Origin of the sequence: Mesorhizobium sp. J428, assembly GCF_024699925.1 — a bacterium.
Lineage (GTDB): Bacteria > Pseudomonadota > Alphaproteobacteria > Rhizobiales > Rhizobiaceae > Mesorhizobium_A.
In genome coordinates this window covers 5,284,175-5,301,391 of sequence record NZ_JAJOMX010000001.1, presented here as the reverse complement: position 1 = coordinate 5,301,391, position 17,217 = coordinate 5,284,175, and the positions used below count along the sequence as shown (strand labels likewise).

14 protein-coding genes and 1 pseudogene are annotated in these 17,217 nt (G+C 64.7%); 4 read left to right on the top strand and 11 right to left on the bottom strand.

The window, feature by feature from the left end; all coding sequences use genetic code 11:
• Nucleotides 1–45 precede the first annotated feature (45 nt).
• From LRS09_RS26740 to LRS09_RS26715, 6 genes are all read right to left on the bottom strand, one after another.
• Nucleotides 46–1,671 carry an ABC transporter ATP-binding protein gene (locus tag LRS09_RS26740; protein WP_257810083.1) on the bottom strand — a complete coding sequence of 542 codons (1,626 nt, stop codon included), beginning with the start codon at nucleotides 1,669–1,671 and terminating at the stop codon, nucleotides 46–48.
• Nucleotides 1,668–2,537, bottom strand: coding sequence for an ABC transporter permease (locus LRS09_RS26735; RefSeq protein ID WP_257810082.1), 870 nt, complete (start codon nucleotides 2,535–2,537; stop codon nucleotides 1,668–1,670). Before LRS09_RS26735 ends, LRS09_RS26740 begins: the two co-directional genes overlap by 4 nt.
• Complete coding sequence (locus LRS09_RS26730) at nucleotides 2,534–3,481, bottom strand: ABC transporter permease (protein ID WP_257803508.1); 948 nt, start codon at nucleotides 3,479–3,481, stop codon at nucleotides 2,534–2,536. Before LRS09_RS26730 ends, LRS09_RS26735 begins: the two co-directional genes overlap by 4 nt.
• Before the next feature lie 151 nt (nucleotides 3,482–3,632).
• Entirely contained in the window at nucleotides 3,633–5,114 is a 1,482-nt protein-coding gene (locus LRS09_RS26725) for an ABC transporter substrate-binding protein (RefSeq protein ID WP_257810081.1), read from the bottom strand.
• A gap of 180 nt (nucleotides 5,115–5,294) precedes the next feature.
• Nucleotides 5,295–5,729: a L,D-transpeptidase gene (locus LRS09_RS26720; RefSeq protein WP_257803507.1), complete on the bottom strand. Its 435-nt coding sequence runs from the start codon at nucleotides 5,727–5,729 to the stop codon at nucleotides 5,295–5,297.
• Between the two features lie 130 nt (nucleotides 5,730–5,859).
• Nucleotides 5,860–7,140: an acetylornithine deacetylase/succinyl-diaminopimelate desuccinylase family protein gene (locus LRS09_RS26715; RefSeq protein ID WP_257803506.1), complete on the bottom strand. Its 1,281-nt coding sequence runs from the start codon at nucleotides 7,138–7,140 to the stop codon at nucleotides 5,860–5,862.
• A 190-nt stretch (nucleotides 7,141–7,330) separates the two neighbouring features.
• On the opposite strand from LRS09_RS26715, the gene LRS09_RS26710 reads away from it, so the two are divergent.
• The 4 genes and pseudogenes from LRS09_RS26710 to LRS09_RS26695 all read left to right on the top strand — a co-directional run bounded on the left by LRS09_RS26710 (nucleotide 7,331) and on the right by LRS09_RS26695 (nucleotide 12,386).
• Nucleotides 7,331–7,762, top strand: coding sequence for a L,D-transpeptidase (locus LRS09_RS26710; protein ID WP_257810090.1), 432 nt, complete (start codon nucleotides 7,331–7,333; stop codon nucleotides 7,760–7,762).
• Nucleotides 7,763–7,854: 92 nt separating this feature from the next.
• Nucleotides 7,855–10,705, top strand: a pseudogene (locus tag LRS09_RS26705) (molybdopterin oxidoreductase family protein).
• On the top strand, nucleotides 10,702–11,460 hold the full coding sequence (locus LRS09_RS26700; protein WP_257803505.1) for a 4Fe-4S dicluster domain-containing protein: 759 nt from the start codon (nucleotides 10,702–10,704) through the stop codon (nucleotides 11,458–11,460). The pseudogene LRS09_RS26705 and the gene LRS09_RS26700 overlap by 4 nt, the downstream one beginning before the upstream one ends.
• A 2-nt stretch (nucleotides 11,461–11,462) precedes the next feature.
• Nucleotides 11,463–12,386 (top strand): DmsC/YnfH family molybdoenzyme membrane anchor subunit, encoded by a 924-nt coding sequence (locus LRS09_RS26695; protein WP_257803503.1) that lies wholly within the window; start codon nucleotides 11,463–11,465, stop codon nucleotides 12,384–12,386.
• Nucleotides 12,387–12,408: 22 nt separating this feature from the next.
• Here LRS09_RS26695 and LRS09_RS26690 read toward each other — a convergent pair whose 3' ends face one another.
• From LRS09_RS26690 to LRS09_RS26670, 5 genes are read right to left on the bottom strand one after another with little or no spacing between them, the layout of a single operon-like run.
• Nucleotides 12,409–13,341: a lipid A biosynthesis lauroyl acyltransferase gene (locus LRS09_RS26690; protein WP_257803502.1), complete on the bottom strand. Its 933-nt coding sequence runs from the start codon at nucleotides 13,339–13,341 to the stop codon at nucleotides 12,409–12,411.
• Nucleotides 13,342–13,345: 4 nt separating this feature from the next.
• Complete coding sequence (locus tag LRS09_RS26685; RefSeq protein ID WP_257810079.1) at nucleotides 13,346–14,374, bottom strand: zinc-binding dehydrogenase; 1,029 nt, start codon at nucleotides 14,372–14,374, stop codon at nucleotides 13,346–13,348.
• A gap of 46 nt (nucleotides 14,375–14,420) precedes the next feature.
• Nucleotides 14,421–15,689, bottom strand: coding sequence for a beta-ketoacyl-ACP synthase (locus LRS09_RS26680; protein ID WP_257810077.1), 1,269 nt, complete (start codon nucleotides 15,687–15,689; stop codon nucleotides 14,421–14,423).
• A 5-nt stretch (nucleotides 15,690–15,694) separates the two neighbouring features.
• On the bottom strand, nucleotides 15,695–16,864 hold the full coding sequence (locus LRS09_RS26675; RefSeq protein ID WP_257810076.1) for a beta-ketoacyl-ACP synthase: 1,170 nt from the start codon (nucleotides 16,862–16,864) through the stop codon (nucleotides 15,695–15,697).
• Between the two features lie 49 nt (nucleotides 16,865–16,913).
• On the bottom strand, nucleotides 16,914–17,198 hold the full coding sequence (locus LRS09_RS26670; RefSeq protein ID WP_085465735.1) for an acyl carrier protein: 285 nt from the start codon (nucleotides 17,196–17,198) through the stop codon (nucleotides 16,914–16,916).
• Nucleotides 17,199–17,217: the final 19 nt, after the last annotated feature.

The window sequence follows — 17,217 nt, the reverse complement described above, 5'->3', positions numbered from 1 at the left end:
CGATCCGTTCAGCCGATCCAGGATGGATCGACGAGGCGGCGGAGTTCAGCCCTGTTCCTGCAGGCGGCGCGCGATTGCCCGATGTAGATCGGGCGCTGCATCGACAAGCGCTTTGGCGGCGTCCGATTTTGGGTTGTCGAGGATCTCGCCGGTGCGGCCTTCCTCGACCATCCTGCCATCATGCATCACCATCACCTCGTCGGTGATCGCACGCGCCACCGTGAGGTCGTGGGTGATGAAGAGGTAGGCGACGCCCAGCCGCTGGTTGAGGTCGGCGAAGAGGTCGAGCACCTGCGCGCGGATCGACACGTCGAGTGCGGAGACCGGCTCGTCGGCAACGATCAGCTTTGGGCGGGTGATGATGGCGCGCGCGATCGAGATGCGCTGACGCTGGCCGCCCGAGAACTCGTGCGGGTACTTGTCCATGTCGGCCGGCTTCAGCCCGACCTCGTGCAGCGCGCTTGCGACCAGTTCGCGCCTTTCCTGCGGCGACGGTTTGTGGTCGAGGAGGTGAAGCGGCTCCGAGACCAGCCGCTCGACCTTGTGGCGCGGATTGAACGAGCCGTAGGGATCCTGGAACACGACCTGCATGTTGCGGCGGAAGGGCCGCAGCTTTGCCTCGTTCTTGCCGACGAGGCTCTCGCCCATGAAGCGGATGTCGCCCGACGTTGGATGGTCGAGCGCGAGGATCATCCGGGCGAGCGTGGACTTGCCGCAGCCGGAGCGACCGACCAGCGCGATCGACTGGCCTGGCTTCATCGAGAACGAGACGCCGTCGACTGCCCGGAAAGGCTCGCCCTTCTTCAGAAGGGAGACGCGGCGGCCGGGATATTCGCGGACGACCTGGCTGACTTCCAAGAGGTTGTCGGCCGTAGTATTCGCGGCATGCTTGTTCGGCCGTTCCGGCACGTGCATCGAGGCCTGGGCGAGCTGGCGCGTGTAGGGATGCACCTGCTCCGAAAGCGTCCGTGCGGTCTCGCCATCCTCCATCACCTCGCCATGGCGCATGATGGTGACGCGGTCGGACATGTCGGCCACGACGGCGAGGTCGTGGCTGATCAGCAGAAGGCCCATCTTCTGCTCGTCGACGAGATCCTTGAGCAGTTCGAGGATCTGCTTCTGCAGCACGACGTCGAGGGCGGTGGTCGGCTCGTCGGCAATGAGCAGCTTCGGCTTCAGCGCACAGGCGATGGCGATGACGACGCGCTGGCGCTGGCCGCCGGACAGCTCGTGCGGGTAGCGGGAGAGGGGGAATTTCGCCTCGGGCAGGCCGACACGGTCGAGGATCTGGCGTGCGCGCGCTTCCGCGTCGGCGCAATTCGCGCCGGTGTGCCAGCGAATGCCCTCCGCCACCTGCTCGCCGATGGTCTTGACCGGGTTGAGCGCGGTCATGGGTTCCTGGAACACCATGCCGATGTCATCGCCCCGCAGCCGGCACATCGCATTCTCGGTCGAGGAGAGGATGTCGATACCGTCGAAGATAAGGCGGCCCGATGCCTTCGCGGCCTGGGGCAGGAGCTGCATGATCGCCAGCGCGGTCATCGATTTGCCCGAGCCCGACTCGCCGACCAGGCCCATGACCTCGCCCTTGCCGATGGCGATGTCCACGCCCTTCAGGATAGGCGTGCCGCCTATCTCGAGCTTCAGCTTTTCGATCTCGAGCAGGCTCACCGTTCGCGCCTCAGCTTGGGGTCGAGCACGTCGCGAAGGCCGTCGCCGAGCAGGTTGAGGCCCAGAACAGTGATGACGATCGCCATGCCGGGAAAGAGCGCGAGGTAGGGCGCCACCATCATGCGGGTCTGGGCGTCGAACAGCATGCGGCCCCAGGTAGGCATGGGCGGCTGCGCGCCGAGGCCGAGATAGGACAGGCCTGCCTCGGCGAGGATGCCAAGCGCGAACTGGATCGTGCCTTGTATGCCCAGGAGCATCGAGACGATGTTGGGCAGGATGTGCTCGATGGTAATCTGCGTCTTACCCTTGCCGGAGGCGCGGGCGGCAAGGATGAATTCTCGTGGCCACAGCGCCAGTGCACCGGCGCGAGCGACGCGGGCGAAGACCGGGATGTTGAAGATGCCGATTGCGATGATCGCATTGACCGCACCGGGACCGAAGATCGCAGTGATCATCACCGCGGACAGAAGGGCGGGGAAGGCGAAGACGAGGTCGTTGAACCGCATCAGCGTCTCGTCGATCCAGCCGCCGCGTGCCGCGGCCCAGCAGCCGAGCGGTATGCCGAGCGCCATGCCGATGCCGACCGCGACGAAGGCGACGGCGATCGAGTTCCTGGCGCCGACCATGATCATCGACAGGATGTCGCGGCCGAAATGGTCGGTGCCGAACAGGAATTCGGAGGAAGGCGGCTTCATCCGGTTGGCGACGATGAGATCGGTGACGTCGTAAGGGGTCCAGACGAAGGAGACCAGCGCCATGGCCGCGATCAGCGCGGTGATGACCAGGCCGATGACGAAGGAGCGGTTGCGGAGCGCGAGCCGGAGGATGCTCTCCTCCACCGGCGCGGCAATGGGTTCGGCGCTCATGTTCGCACCCTCAGCCGTGGGTCGACGAGCGCATAGGCGAGATCCACAAGAAGATTGACGACGACCACCGTGGCCACAAGCAGCATGACGACGCCCTCGACCACGATCAGGTCGCGCTGGGTGATCGCCTGGAAGATCAGGCGGCCGAGGCCCGGCAGGTAGAAGACGTTCTCGATGATGATCGTGCCTGCCAGCAGAAAAGCGAACTGCAGGCCGAGAATGGTGAGCACCGGGATCATGGCGTTGCGCAGCGCGTGCCGCCACAGCACCGTGCGGCGCGGCATGCCCTTAGCGCGGGCGGTGCGGATGTAGTCCTCTCCCAGCACTTCGAGCAGGGCGGAGCGAGTGACGCGCGCGAGGATTGCCGCCTGCGGCAACGCAAGCGCCACCGCTGGTAGGATGAGGGACTTGATGCCGGGCCAAATGCCTCCGGCCCAGCCTGGGAATCCTCCGGCCGGCACGAGGCGCAGCCAGACGGCGAAGACGTAGATGAGCAGCAGCGCGAACCAGAAGTTCGGTATGGCGACGCCGACCTGGGCGGTGCCCATCGCGACGGAATCGGCGAGGCTGCCGCGGCGGGCGGCGGAGAACAGGCCGACCGGAATCGCGATCGCCGTCGACAGCGCGAGCGATATCAACGCCAGCGGCAGCGAGACGGCAAGGCGTTCGCCGATCAGGTCGATGACCGGAGAGGAATAGGTGTAGGAGCGGCCGAAATCGCCGACCAACAGGCCCCCGACCCAGCCCAGGTAGCGGATGATCAGGGGATCATGCAGTCCCATCTGTTGCCGGAGTGTTTCAAGGGCTTCCGGCGAGGCGTTCATGCCGAGCATCAGCAAAGCGGGATCGCCTGGCAGAACCTCCATGACGCCAAAGACGACCATCGACGCCACGAGGAGCGTCGCAAGGCCGATCAGCAAGCGTTTAAGGAGAAATGCGGTCATAAGAAATACCAGGCTTTCCCGTCTCTCCCTTCACGGAGAGACGGCGGCCCGACGGGCCCGCTGAGGGACGACGCGAACATATAGAAGACGGCGCGGCCCTCGCTTGCCTGCAGGCATCTTCTCCCCGCGAAAGGGGGAGAAGACATCCTGATCAATCCACCCACTTGACCTTGGTCAGATCGACCGAGGGGGTCGGCGTATTCTCCCACATTCCCTCGATCTTGGCGTCCCAGACACCAACCTTGGGCAACTGGAACAGGAAGCCGTTCACCGCGTCGTCAGCGAGGATCTTCTGTGCCTGGCCGTAGAGTTCATTGCGTTTCGCCTCATCAGAGGTGACGTCCAGGTCGGCCATCACCTTGTCGAAGGCCGGATTGTCATAGTTGAAGTAGTAGTCCTTGCGGGCATAGATGCCGATGTCATTTGGTTCGACGTGGCTGACGATCGACAGGTCGTAGTCCTTGTCCGTGAAGACCTGCTTCAGCCAGTCGGCCCACTCGACGGGAATGATCTCCAGTTCGATGCCGATCTGCTTGAGCTCCGAGGCAATGATCTGGCCGCCATCACGCGCATAAGCCGGCGGAGGCAGCTTGATCGTGGCCTTGAAGCCGCTTTCGAGGCCGGCTTCCTTCATCAGTTCCTTGGCCTTGGCCACGTCGTGCGGATAGCGACCAGTCAGGTCGACATAGGCTGCGTTGCCGGGGGAGAAATGCGAACCAATCGGAGTGCCGAGGCCGGCCGATGCGCCCTTGATGATCTCTTCGCGGTCCAGCGCGTAAGAGATGGCCTGGCGGACCTGCAGCTTGTCGAACGGCGCCTTCTTGTTGTTGATGGCCAGGATCGTCTCGCCCTCTGTCGAGCCGATCACTACCTTGAAGCGGGGATCGGATTCGATCTGCGGCAGGGCGTCGCCGAGCTGGGCGTTTGCAAAGGCCTGCACGTCGCCCGACAGCAGCGCCGGCACGGCCGCGGCGGCGTCGGGGATGATGCGGAACTCAGCCTTGTCCAGATAGACCGGCTCACCCCAATAGTCAGGATTCTTCTCGATCGTGATCGAGGAGCCTTTGGCCCAGTTCACGAACTTAAACGGACCGGTGCCGATCGGCTTGTCCTTGTTGGTCTCAGCGCTCTCCGGCGCCACGATCGCAGCGTCGCCCCAGCCCATATTGTAGAGGAACGCGCCCTGCGGCTGTTTGAGCGTGATCTTCACTGTCGCCGGATCAACAACCTCGACCGTGTCGATCTGTGCGAACAGCGCCTTCTGCGCATTGGTTGAATTTTCCGCACGGGCGCGGTCGAGGGAGAACTTCACGTCCTCGGCGTCGAACGTAGTGCCGTCGTGAAATTTCACGCCGGTGTGGAGCTTGAACGTGTAGACCTTACCGTCGTCGCTGATCGTCCAGCTCTCGGCGAGGTCCGCAAGCACTTCACCCTTCGAACCGATGCGGGTCAGGCCCTGGAAGATGTTGGCATAGCCCACCTCATCGATCGCGGCGGCCGCGCCTGCGGTCGGGTCGAGATGCGGCGGCTCCAGCGGCAGGCCCACGACGATGTCAGTCCGGGCGGCGAAGGCCGCCGTCGACGAGGCGAGCGCGATCGCCGCCGCTGCGAGAATGGAAGACCAGGATTTCATGGAAGCGAGCTCCGGAATGGTGTGACGCGGGATTGAAGCCCGAAAAACGCCGCGAGTAAATCGGCTTTGTGCCAAGCTGCCGATCCGGAACGGAAATTTTTCGCCGTCGCAACGGGTTGCGACGGCGATCTATTGCAGTTTCGCAGGGCCGTCGCCTTCCAGGCGCGGGCCTCGTGACGGTCAGTGTCTGACCACGATCTTCATGTTGCGCAGGCCTTCGCGCTGGGCGATCGAGAACAGCACCGCGGCGTTGGAAGGGTGCAGCCGAATGCAGCCCGAGGATGCCGGGCGGCCGAGGCGGCTGACCTGGTTGGTGCCGTGGACGGCGTAGTTGCCGGAATAGAAGATCGAATAGGGCATGGGCGCATTGTTGTAGCGGCTCGAGCGATGATTCCTCGACAGCCACTTGGCCGACCAGCTTCCCGTCGGCGTCACCTTGCCCTTGCGTGCGGTGGACACCGGCCAGCGATACTTCACCACCCCACCATGCGTGACCGTCATCGTCTGCGAGGACAGATTGACCGTCGCCACCACCTTGGCAGCAGCGGCGATCGATGGCTGGAAGGCGGCGACCATGGCCGCGAGCGAAAGACTTGCTATGACCTTGCCCAACATATCAGACCCCCTGTTGCGCCCCGAGGCAAACTAGTTGCGGCAATAATCGGGCGCAACCGATCCCCGCGCAAAAGCACGAAGATTTCATTTCATGGTTTATGGGGAAGGACTTGGTCTCGCTTCGCGGAACCTAGGCACCTGTCTCGCCATGCAGCAGCATATCCAGTCCGTGCGCCATAACCTTTGCGCTTTCGACCATGTCGTCGATGCCGACCCATTCGTCCGGACGGTGGGCGAGGTCGAGGATGCCGGGGCCGTAGGCGACGCAGTCGTGCAGCTTGCCTATCCGGGCGATGTGCTTCTGGTCATAGGTGCCGGGCGAGATGACGTATTGCGGGTCGCGGCCAAAGACACGGCGGATGCCACTGGCGATCGCCCGCGGCACGGGCGCGTCTTCCTCGGTCATCCCCGGATGCACGATCATCAGGTCGCGCATGCGGTAGTCGAATTTCGGGCGTTCCCATTTCAGGCGGTCGAGGATCGACGTCACCTCGGTCTTCACCTCCTCGAGGCTCTCTTCCAGCAGGAAGCGGCGGTCGATGACGATCTTGCAGGAATCGGGAACGTTGGGCGACGGCAGGCCCGGGAAATAGTCGTCGGTCTGGCCGCCATGGATTGAATTGATGTTCATGGTGGAGCGGCGCGCCCCCTCTGGCACCACCGGCATGCGCGTCCGCTTGCGGTCGAGCGCGGGGAAGAGCTCGTCCTCGAACGCGCCGAGCACCGCCCCCATATGGCGCACCGCGCTGTCGCCGAGGAACGGCATCGAGCCGTGCGCGATCTGGCCCTTGGTCTCGATCTCCGCCCACCACACGCCGCGATGTCCGAGGCAGATGCGATCCTTGTTCAGCGGCTCCGGGATGATGACGTGGTGCACGCGGGGAGGGGAGAAGTATCCCTTCTCGGCGAGATAGGCGACGCCGCCGAAGCCACCGGATTCTTCGTCCACCGATCCTGAGATCTCGATCGCGCCGGCGAAGTCCGGGTTCATGTCGATATAGGCCTCGGCAGCGATGATCGAGGCGGCGAGCCCACCCTTCATGTCGCAGGCGCCGCGGCCATAGACACGGCCGTCCTTGATCACGCCGCCAAACGGGTCGAGCGTCCAGCCTTCGCCTGCCTCCACCACATCGATGTGCGAGTTGAAATGCACGGTCTTGCCGGGGGTGCGTCCGTCGAAACGCGCGATGACGTTGGTGCGCGGGTAGCGGTCGTTGTCGCCGGGCGTGCCGATCCCGCGGATATATTCGACCGTGAAGCCGCGCTTGCGCAGGCGTTCGCCGATATATTCGGCGCAGGGCGTGTAAGCCTCGCCGGGTGGGTTGATCGTGGGGAAGCGGATCAGGTCGGCCGTCAGCGCCGCCAGCTCGTCGGCGCGGGAATCGATGGTGTCGAAGGTCTTTTCGTTCATGGCGCAATTTGAGCGGGATGGCGAACGCCGCGCAAGCGGTGCGTTTCGTTTCAGGCGCGAAATGCGATTGGACCAGAGCAGCCGAAAGCCCGCCGGCGTTCACCTGTTTGTGTGCGCTTGTTCATACACTCTTCAGCCATGGACGACTAAAAATTCGCGAGCGGGCATTCGGATGGGGGATTTCATGATGATGAGAACGACCATACTCGGCGCTTGCCTTGCAGCGGCGGTGACGATCGGCCTTCCGGCAGTCGCCCAGGCGGCGACGCTGGTTGCCAATGTCGACGTCGCGACGCAGACCATGACGGTCCGCAAGCACGGCAAGGTGATCTACACCTGGAAGGTGTCGACTGCGCGCGGCGGCTATGTGACGCCGGCCGGCCAGTGGCGGCCCTACCGCATGCATCGCATGTGGCATTCTCGCAAATACGACATGGCGCCGATGCCCTTCGCGGTCTTCTATCACGGCGGCTACGCCGTGCATGGCACGACAGCCGAAAGCCGGCTGGGCACGCCGGCCTCGCACGGCTGCGTCAGGCTTGCCACCACGAATGCGGAGACCTTTTACTCGCTCGTTCGTGAGATCGGGCCCGGCAACACCCGCATCATCGTCACGAAATAGGTTATTCGCCCCGAACGTGACGATTTGCCGTCCCAACGGCTTTGCCGCGACCGCGGCTCGACTATAAGAGTCGGCCGTGGGAGCAATGCCTGATGAGTCCTGAACCACGCCTTGCGCTCTCCAAGCCCGTCTCCGACGAGGTGCGCAAGACGACCTGCTACATGTGCGCCTGCCGATGCGGCATCGACGTCCACATCAAGGACGGCAAGGTGCGCTATATCGAAGGCAATCGCGACCACCCGGTGAACAAGGGCGTTCTCTGCGCCAAGGGTTCGGCCGGGATCATGCAGCATTATGCCCCGGCGCGGCTCTCCTCGCCGCTGCTCAGGACCGGACCGCGCGGCTCGGGCGAGTTCAAGCCGATCTCGTGGGAAGAGGCGCTGTCGCTTGCCGTCGACTGGATGGGCGAGGTGAGGGCGCGCGACCCGAAGAAATTTGCCTTCTTCACCGGCCGCGACCAGTCGCAGTCGCTGACCGGTTTCTTCGCGCAGCAGTTCGGGCATGCCCAACTACGCCGCGCATGGCGGCTTCTGCTCGGTCAACATGGCGGCCGCCGGCATCATGACGCTGGGCGGCGGGTTCTGGGAGTTCGGCTCGCCCGACTGGGAGCGTCCCAAGCTTTTCGTCATGTTCGGCGTAGCGGAGGATCATGATTCCAATCCGATCAAGATCGGCCTGTCGAAGCTCAAGTCGCGCGGCGCGCGCTTCGTCTCGGTAAACCCGGTGCGCACCGGCTATTCGTCAGTGGCGGACAGCTGGATCGGCATTCGGCCCGGCACTGACGGTCTCCTGGTCATGTCGGTCATCCACGAGCTGCTGAAGGCGCGCAGGATCGATGTCGATTTCCTCGTGCGCTACACCAACGCGCCATGGCTGGTGGTCGATGCGCCGGGAACCGCGGAACACGGGCTTTTCGCGCGCGACGGCGAGGGCAAACCGCTGGTCTGGGAGACCGTGACCGAGCGAGCGGTCGCCGCCGGCACGAAAGGCGCGCGGGCGGCCATGTCGGGGCGTTTCGAGCTGGAAGATGGCCGGGTTACGGTGCCGTCGTTCCAACTGCTCGCCGAACGTTATCTCGATCGGCGCTACGCGCCCGAGAATGTTGCGGGCGAGACAGGTGTGTCGGCCGAGGTGATCAGGGGCCTGGCCTCGGAGATCGCACGTGTCGCCTTCGAGGAGGCGATCGAGATTGCACAGCCCTGGACTGACATGAACGGCGAGCGGCACCCGTCCTTCGTCGGGCGGCCTGTGTCCTTCCATGCCATGCGTGGGATCTCGGCGCATTCGAACGGCTTCCAGACGGCGCGCGCGATCCATGTGCTGCAGGCATTGATCGGTGCAGTCGACTGTCCCGGCGCCTTCCGCTTCGAGCCTCCTTATCCGAAGCCGATCGAGGCGCATCCGACGCCGCACGGAAGGGCTGAGCATTTCGGCTCCAACAAGCCACTGTCCGGCCCACATCTCGGTTTTCCGCGCGGACCCGAAGACCTGCTTATCGGCCCGGACGGCGGCCCGACCCGCATCGACAAGGCGTTCTCCTGGGACGCGCCGATCTCCGCGCACGGGCTGATGCATATGGTGATCGCCAATGCGCATGCCGGCGACCCGTACAAGATCGATCTGTTGTTCCTCTACATGGCCAACATGGCCTGGAACTCGTCCATGAACACCGCCGGCGTCATCAAGATGCTGGAGGACAGGGACGAGACGACGGGCGAATACGTCATCCCGAAGATCATCTATAGCGATGCCTATGCGTCGGAGATGGTCGCCTATGCCGACCTCGTCCTGCCGGACACAACCTACCTCGAACGGCACGACTGTATTTCGCTGCTCGACCGGCCGATCTCGGAGCCCGACGCGGTCAACGACGCGATCCGCTGGCCGGTGGTGGAGCCGGATCGGGACGTGCGCGGCTTCCAGTCGGCGCTGATCGACCTTGCCGGCCGGCTGAAGCTGCCGGGATTTGTCGACCATCGCGGCGTGCCGCTCTACAAGGATTTCGCCGACTACATCGTCCGGCACGAGCGCCGCCCGGGCATCGGACCGCTGGCCGGATTTCGCGGGGCAGGCGGCGACCGAGTGGGGCGAGGGGCCTCGAACCCTGACCAGTTGAAGCGCTACATCGAGAACGGCGCATACTTCTCGGCACATATTCCGCTTGAGGCGCAGTTCTACAAGCACGCCAACCGCGCCTACCAGGACTTCGCGGTGAAGATGGGCTTCTTCGACACGCCGCAGCCCGTCACGTTCCAGCTCTACAGCGAAATCTGCCAGAAATTCCGTCTCTCGGCGCAGGGTCTGAGGGAGCCATTGGCACCAGAAACGCACCGCGAGCGGCTGGAGATGGCGTTCGATCCGCTGCCCGCCTGGTACCGGCCGCTGGAAGAGGCGGGCGTCGATCGCGAGGCCTATCCCTACCACGCGGTCACGCAGCGGCCGATGTCGATGTATCATTCGTGGGGATCAATGAATGCCTGGCTGCGCCAGATCCATACGCGCAACGTCATGTACGTTCCGGGCGCGATCTGCGACGAGGTCGGGCTCGCCACGGGCGACTGGGCGTGGGTCATCTCGCATCATGGACGGATCAAGGTGGAGATCGCGCGTTCGGACGCGGTCAACCGCCACACGATGTGGACCTGGAACGCGATCGGCAAGCGCAAGGGCACGTGGGGGCTCGCGAAGGATGCGCCCGAAAGCAATCGCGGCTTCCTGCTCAACCACCTGATCCACGAGCTTCTGCCGCCCAAGGGCGACGGCATGCGCTGGTCGAATTCCGATCCGGTGACCGGCCAGGCAGCGTGGTACGACCTCAGGGTCAGGATCGAGAAGGCGGAGCCGGATCAGGTGTCGAGGCCGGCCTTCGCCTCCGTCGGACGGGCGGGTGCGGCCAACGATAGCCCATCCGAACTGCGCTACGGACAGGAGTGGGATCGATGACCTCGCTCCCCTCACTGCCGCCGCCGAAGAAGCTCGGGCTCGTCATTGATCTCGACGTGTGCGTGGGCTGCCACGCCTGCGTGATCTCCTGCAAGGAATGGAACACGGGCGGCTACGGCGCTGCGCTCTCGGACCAGGAGCCCTATGGATCCGCGGTCTCCGGCACGTTTCTCAACCGAATCCACACCTTCGAGGTCGTGCCGGAGGGCGGCGAGATCGTCGGTGAGGCGGGTGACGCGCGCATCGTCCATTTTCCGAAGAGCTGCCTGCATTGCGAGGACGCACCCTGTGTCACGGTCTGCCCGACGGGCGCCTCCTACAAGCGCTCTGCCGACGGGATCGTGCTGGTCGACGAGGACAAGTGCATCGGCTGCGGCCTCTGCGCCTGGGCCTGCCCATACGGCGCGCGCGAGATGGATCTCGCCGCTGGCGTGATGAAGAAATGCACGCTGTGCGTCGACCGCATCTACAACGAGACGCTGCAGGAGATCGACCGTGTGCCGTCCTGCGTGCGGACCTGTCCCGCAAACGCCCGGCATTACGGCGATTTCGCCGATCCGCAGTCCAATGTCTCGATCATGGTCTTAGAGCGCGGCGGCATCGACCTGATGCCGGAGCAGGGCACGCGACCGGTGAACAAATATTTGCCTCCGAGACCGCGAAAATCGCTCGCAAGCACGATCCCGCTCGCCGAGAACTCGGATGGCGCTAAGGGCTTCTTCGCCTGGCTCGACGGCATGCTGGACCGCATCTGAACATGCATCCCGCGCCGTCGATCATCCTCTTCACCACATTGTCAGGCCTGGGCTATGGACTCGCGGCCATGCTCGGTCTCGGGTTGCTCGATCCGTCGGCGACCGCGACGAAGGCTGCGCATGTCGTGGCGCTTCTGCTGATCGCGGGTGGGCTGTCCTCGTCGACGCTCCATCTCGGCAATCCGCAGCGTGCCTGGCGCGCCTTCTCGCAATGGCGGTCGAGCTGGCTGTCGCGCGAGGGGGTGATGGCGGTGCTGACCTTTATCCCGCTCGCCGTCAATGCGATCACCTCGCTCTGGAGCGGGCGCTACTTGCCTCTGCCAGGCATTCTCGGCGCGCTGCTTTGCGGCGTCACCGTCTATTGCACGGCGATGATCTATGCCTCGCTGCGTTCCGTCCAGGCCTGGAACACGGGGTGGACGCCTGTATTCTATCTTGTCTTTGCGCTGGCCGGCGGGCTCACGCTGGTGAGCTTGTTCTCCACACTCGGGGGGAGCGAGGCGGTCTGGCTGCCTCTCCTCGCTGTCGCTGCGCTGGTCGGAGCCTGGATCGTAAAGCTGCGCTGGTGGGCCCGCTTGGGCGAGCTCGGCCCGCTGTCCACGCCGGAGACGGCGACAGGCCTCGGCCCGATCGGCAGGGTGCGTCTGCTCGAACGTCCGCACATGAACGGCAACTACCTGACCAACGAGATGGGCTTCCGCGTGGCGCGCAAGCATGCGGCCAAGCTTCGACGTATCGCGCTGATCGTCGGCGGTGCGCTGCCGGCGCTGCTTCTGTTGCTCGCGGCGACCGCAGGCACCTCACCCGCGGTTGCCACGGTCCTCTCGGCCCTTGCGGCGCTGGCCTTCTTCGCGGGCACGCTGGCCGAGCGCTGGCTGTTCTTCGCGGAGGCGCGGCACGCCGTGATGAACTACTACGGAAGCTGATCAGACGACGAAGGCAAGCCGGTCAGCCCCACCGGCGATGGAACCACATCCACTGCCCCGGATATTCCCGCACCCAGCCTTCGACGATGTCGTTGATCATCTGGCAAAGGGCATCGGCGTCGATCTGGCCGCGGGCATCGCGCGGTGGCTCGATCTTGTCGAACAGTTCGAGACGGTAGCGGTTGTCCGGCAGGCGCACGCAGCGGACCGGGTAAATCTCTGCATCGTATTGCCGTGCGAGCCGCGGCACGAGCGGGCTTGTCTCGCAGCGGCGGCCGAAGAAGGTGGTCGGGATGCCCTTGCTGAACTTCTGGTCGACGAGTGCGCCGACATTGCCCTTGTTGTGGAGAATGCGCGCCAGCACATAGGCGGCGCCCGCCTTCGAACGAACCATGCGGTTGCCGGAGATCTTGCGCCTCTGGCTAATCTCCTGGGCGATGAACGGATTGTTGGGAGCACGGAAGAGCGACGCGACCGTCATGCCCAGCGACGAGGCCGCGATCGGGAACATCTCGAAGTTACCGGTGTGCGCCGTGAAGAAGATGCGCGGTCTGCGGCGCTTGCGCATTTCCGTGAAGATCTCGCCGCCCTTGAATTCGACGCGGCCGGGCGTCTGCTTTTCCGCGTCGAAATCGTAGAGCTTGTCGAGGAAGACGTATTCGACCCCGAGCCGGGCCATGTGGCCCCACATGTCGAGCGCGATCTCCTGGCACTCGGCCTCGCTCTTTTCGGGATAAGCCTTGCGCAGATTGTCCATCGCGATGCGGTGGCGACTGGTCCATGGCCCAACGCGGCGCGCGAGGCGGTCTGACACGTTGAGCGCCCTGTCGGCCGGCAGTTTCTGCAGCAGCGCGAAGGTCGTGAACACGATCTTGGCGACGATCCAGTGATTGGCGCGGCGCGTCCGGAAGGCGATCGAGCGGGCAATGCGGCCGGGCAGGGCGGAGAGCTTCATGGGCTCAGGCGATCCGCAGCAGGATCTTGCCGAAGACGTCGCGGCTCTCCATGCGCGCCAGCGCGTCGCCGAGATGATCGAAATCCACCTCGGAATCGATGACGGGATGCACCTTGCCGGTGGCGAGCTTCGCCATGACGGTCGCCATGTTCTCAATGCGGCAGCCGAACGAGCCGATGAGGCGCAACTGCTGCTGGAAGAGCTGCATCAGGTTGATCGTGGTCGATACGCCTGAAGTCGAGCCGCAGGTGACGAGCCGCCCCCCCTTCTTCATCGACAGCATCGAGCCGGCCCAGGTGTCGGCGCCGACATGTTCGAAGACGACGTCGACGCCTTTCTTGCCGGTCAGCTTGCGCACGACGCCCTCGAACCTGTCCTTGCGGTAATTGATGACGTGGTCGGCGCCGAGCGCCTTGGCCTTTTCCATCTTGGCATCGGAGCCGACCGTCGTGATGACGGTTGCACCGGCCAGTTTGGCGAGCTGGATCGCGGCCGTGCCGATGCCCGAACCGCCGGCATGCACGAGCACGGTTTCGCCGGCTTCCAGCTTCGCGTTGTCGAACAACATGTGCTCGACCGTGCCGAAGGTGATCGGCGTCACGGCGGCGGCTGTCGCGTCGACGCCCGCAGGCGCCGGAATGAGCTGGCGCGCGGCGATGTTCATGCGCTCCTGTGCGAAGCCGTCGAGGTGGAAGCCGTGCACGCCTTCGACGTTCTCGCAAAGATTGTCGCGCTTCTCGCGGCACGCCTTGCAATGGCCGCAGGTGCGTGCGCCGTAGATCGCGACGAGTTGGCCGGGCACCAGGCCCGTCACGCTTTCGCCGATCGCCTCGACAATGCCGCACGCCTCGGCCCCGACCACCAGCGGCATCTTGCGCTTGGCGAAGGCCATGCCGCGCCAGCCCCAGACGTCGATATGGTTGAGCGCGACGGCCTTGATCGCGACGGTCGCCTCGCCGGGAGCGGGCGGCGAGGGCGAGGCGATGTGGACGGCCTCGATGCGGCGGTCGGCGACGAGCTGCAATGCGCGCATGTCTTCGTGCGGTTTCCTGCGGCGGTTCGGGACTTGACCGCGCCGCTTAGACGGGTTCGCGCGACATGACAAGGCAAGCGTTCTGGCCGCCGAAACCGAACGAGTTCGACAGCACCGTCGAGACATCAGCCTCGCGCTTGACGTTCGGCACGACGTCGAGATCGATCGCCGGATCGGGATGGTCGTAATTGATCGTCGGCGGAAGCACGCCTTCGCGCATGGTCATGAGCGAAAACACCGCCTCGATCGCGCCTGCGGCGGAGAGGGTGTGGCCGATCATCGACTTGTTGGACGATACGGGCACCGACCTGATCCGCGGTCCGAGCACGGTCGACAGCGACAGGTGCTCCATCTTGTCGTTTTCCGGCGTCGATGTGCCGTGCGCGTTCACATAGCCGATCTCGTCCTCGGAAACGCCGGCGTCGCCGAGGGCGAGCTTCACCGCGGCGATGGCCGGCGAGCCGTCGGGCTTCGAGCGCGTACGGTGGAAGTCGTCCGCTTTCTCGCCGCATCCACGCATGATGCCCAGCACGGTTGCGCCCCGCGCGACGGCGCTCTCCAGCGACTCAAGCACTAGGGCCGCGCCGCCTTCGGCGAGCACGAAGCCATCGCGATCGCGCGAGAAGGGCTTGGAGGCGCGCTCCGGCGTCTCATTCTGCATCGATAGGGCCGACAGGAGCGAGAAGCGGACCATCGATTCCGCGCTTGCGGAGCCGTCGGCGCCGATCGCCAACGCCCGGTCGCACTCGCCGCGCCGGATCGCCTCGACACCGAGCTGGATCGCGGTCGCGCCCGACGCGCAGGCGGTCGAGGTGGTGATGGGCAGCCCGCGCGTACCAAACAGGACGGCAAGGCGATCGGCGACGGTGCCGAACAGCGCCTCGTCGAAGATCGAGGCACCGTTGCCGGCCCGCGCGGCCTCGAGCAGGCGCTGGTAGCCGCTGCCTTCGCTCACGCTCCGGTACATTGCGAGCCGGTCAGCCCAGACGAGTTCTACCGGCGGTGAGGCGAGAAACAGCGGACCGCCGAAGTCGGAGCCGATGCCGGCCTCTGCGATCGCCTCCTGGCCGGCGGTCGCCGCCAGCTCATAGGTGAGTGCGTACATGCCCTTGTCGCTGCCGGGCAGGAAATCCACCGTGCCGGCGATCGTGGTCTTCAGATGATCGACCGGAAATCGCGTGATCGCATGGATTCCCGACGCGCCCGCGGTTAGCTTCGACCAGTTCTCCGTCTTGCCTGCTCCAAGCGACGTGACCACGCCCATGCCGGTAACGGCGATGAGCGGACGGCCGAGATGATCCTTGTATCGGCTCATGGTCCTCAAGCCTTTCGTAGGAGGGCCGCACCTTCCCCGCGATGATGGCCGATCGCCGTGGCGAGCACGGTATCCGGCGCTACGTCATATGGGGTCTCGGTGTCGGACATCGTTCCGGGGGCGTGGCCGTTGAAGAGCGACAGCGCCGCAAGCGCAACGGCGAACGGGAGCTGGGCCTCCTTGAGGTGACCGGTCAAGGCGGAGAAGCCGCGCAGCACGTGGGCCGCCAGCGCCTGCCGCTCGGTCCGTGTCGGCCCTGGGGCGCCGGAAGCGCCCGAAATGATCAGGCGGCCGGGCTCTGCGCCAAGCGCCTCCACGATGGCCGCGATGTCCTGCGCCAGCTTTCCTTTGGCGCGGGACGAAAGCGACGAGGCGACTTTGTCCACGACTGCGTAGATGCGGGCGCCGCGCGCCTGCGCATGCTCGCGCGTTTCCAGCACCAGAAATGCTCCGCCGGAGCCCGTGATCACGCCGCCGCCCTCGGCATGCCGGTCCCATAGCGGCTGCCATTTGCCACGGTGAAGATATCCGCCCAATTCGTAAGCGAGCAGCTTGTCGGGGTGCTCGGTCTGGAACGCTCCTCCGACGAGCGTGTGCGTCGACTGGCCCGATGCAAGCCGGGCAACCGCGGTCTGCAAGGCCGATACACCGGCGCCTTCCTCTCCCATGAAAGTGCGGGATGAGCCGGTGATCTTGTGGACAATCGAAATGTTGCCAGCGAGCAGGTTCGACAGCTGGGCGAGAAAGAGCGTCGGCCTCAGATCGTTGGTCAGCTTCTCGTTGATCAGCGCCTCTGCGTCGTTTCGCGTTAGCGTGGCCTCGAGGATGTTCTCGTCGACTTCCTTGTCGCGTTCGCCGCTGCCGGCGGCTACGATCATGTCCATCGTCGTGCACAGCGCTTCGTTGGACTTGAGGCCTGCATCGTCGAGCGCCAGTCCGGCCGCGTAGACGCCGAGCCGCTGCCAGAGCTCCATCTGCCGCTGGTCGCCCTTCTTGGGGATCTGCGACGTCCAGTCGATTTCCGGGAGAGCATGCACCGTATACGGAGCGAATCGCTCCGAATCGGTCGGCGGCGGCAGGGAAGGGGTCTCGAAGGCCTTCCAGTGGACCTCGGCGCCTTCGCCGAGGCAGGAAACCAGGCCTATGCCAGTGATGACGACGTCGCGAGCGCTCATTGTGCGCTCATGTGCGGCAATGAATGCGGCACCGTCAAGCTTTGCGAGATCAGGCCGCCTTCTTGGCTGCCACCAGGGCGTCGATCTTCGCGCACAGATTCTTGAGAACGAAGTATTCTTCCGTCGACACGCGGCCTTCGTTCACGTCCTGCGTCCACTTCTCGAGCGGAATCTTGATCCCGAATTCCTTGTCGATCGCAAAGACCGTGTCGAGGAAATCGAGGCTGTCGATGCCGAGATCGTCGATCGTGTGGCTCTCCGGCGTAATCTTGTCGCGATCGATCTCGGTCGTTTCCGCGATCAGGTCCGCGACCTTTTCGAATGTCGTCGTCAAGCTGTACTTCCCTTGCGGT

What these genes read in the sequence shown, in the direction of transcription:
- LRS09_RS26690 (WP_257803502.1), bottom strand. Translation starts at nt 13,341, where the DNA reads ATGAAGCTCTCCGCCCTGCCCGGCCGCATTGCCCGCTCGATCGCCTTC.
- LRS09_RS26710 (WP_257810090.1), top strand. Translation starts at nt 7,331, where the DNA reads ATGAGAACGACCATACTCGGCGCTTGCCTTGCAGCGGCGGTGACGATC.
- LRS09_RS26735 (WP_257810082.1), bottom strand. Translation starts at nt 2,537, where the DNA reads ATGAGCGCCGAACCCATTGCCGCGCCGGTGGAGGAGAGCATCCTCCGG.
- LRS09_RS26685 (WP_257810079.1), bottom strand. Translation starts at nt 14,374, where the DNA reads ATGCGCGCATTGCAGCTCGTCGCCGACCGCCGCATCGAGGCCGTCCAC.
- LRS09_RS26715 (WP_257803506.1), bottom strand. Translation starts at nt 7,140, where the DNA reads ATGAACGAAAAGACCTTCGACACCATCGATTCCCGCGCCGACGAGCTG.
- LRS09_RS26700 (WP_257803505.1), top strand. Translation starts at nt 10,702, where the DNA reads ATGACCTCGCTCCCCTCACTGCCGCCGCCGAAGAAGCTCGGGCTCGTC.
- LRS09_RS26675 (WP_257810076.1), bottom strand. Translation starts at nt 16,864, where the DNA reads ATGAGCGCTCGCGACGTCGTCATCACTGGCATAGGCCTGGTTTCCTGC.
- LRS09_RS26725 (WP_257810081.1), bottom strand. Translation starts at nt 5,114, where the DNA reads ATGAAATCCTGGTCTTCCATTCTCGCAGCGGCGGCGATCGCGCTCGCC.
- LRS09_RS26695 (WP_257803503.1), top strand. Translation starts at nt 11,463, where the DNA reads ATGCATCCCGCGCCGTCGATCATCCTCTTCACCACATTGTCAGGCCTG.
- LRS09_RS26730 (WP_257803508.1), bottom strand. Translation starts at nt 3,481, where the DNA reads ATGACCGCATTTCTCCTTAAACGCTTGCTGATCGGCCTTGCGACGCTC.
- LRS09_RS26680 (WP_257810077.1), bottom strand. Translation starts at nt 15,689, where the DNA reads ATGAGCCGATACAAGGATCATCTCGGCCGTCCGCTCATCGCCGTTACC.
- LRS09_RS26720 (WP_257803507.1), bottom strand. Translation starts at nt 5,729, where the DNA reads ATGTTGGGCAAGGTCATAGCAAGTCTTTCGCTCGCGGCCATGGTCGCC.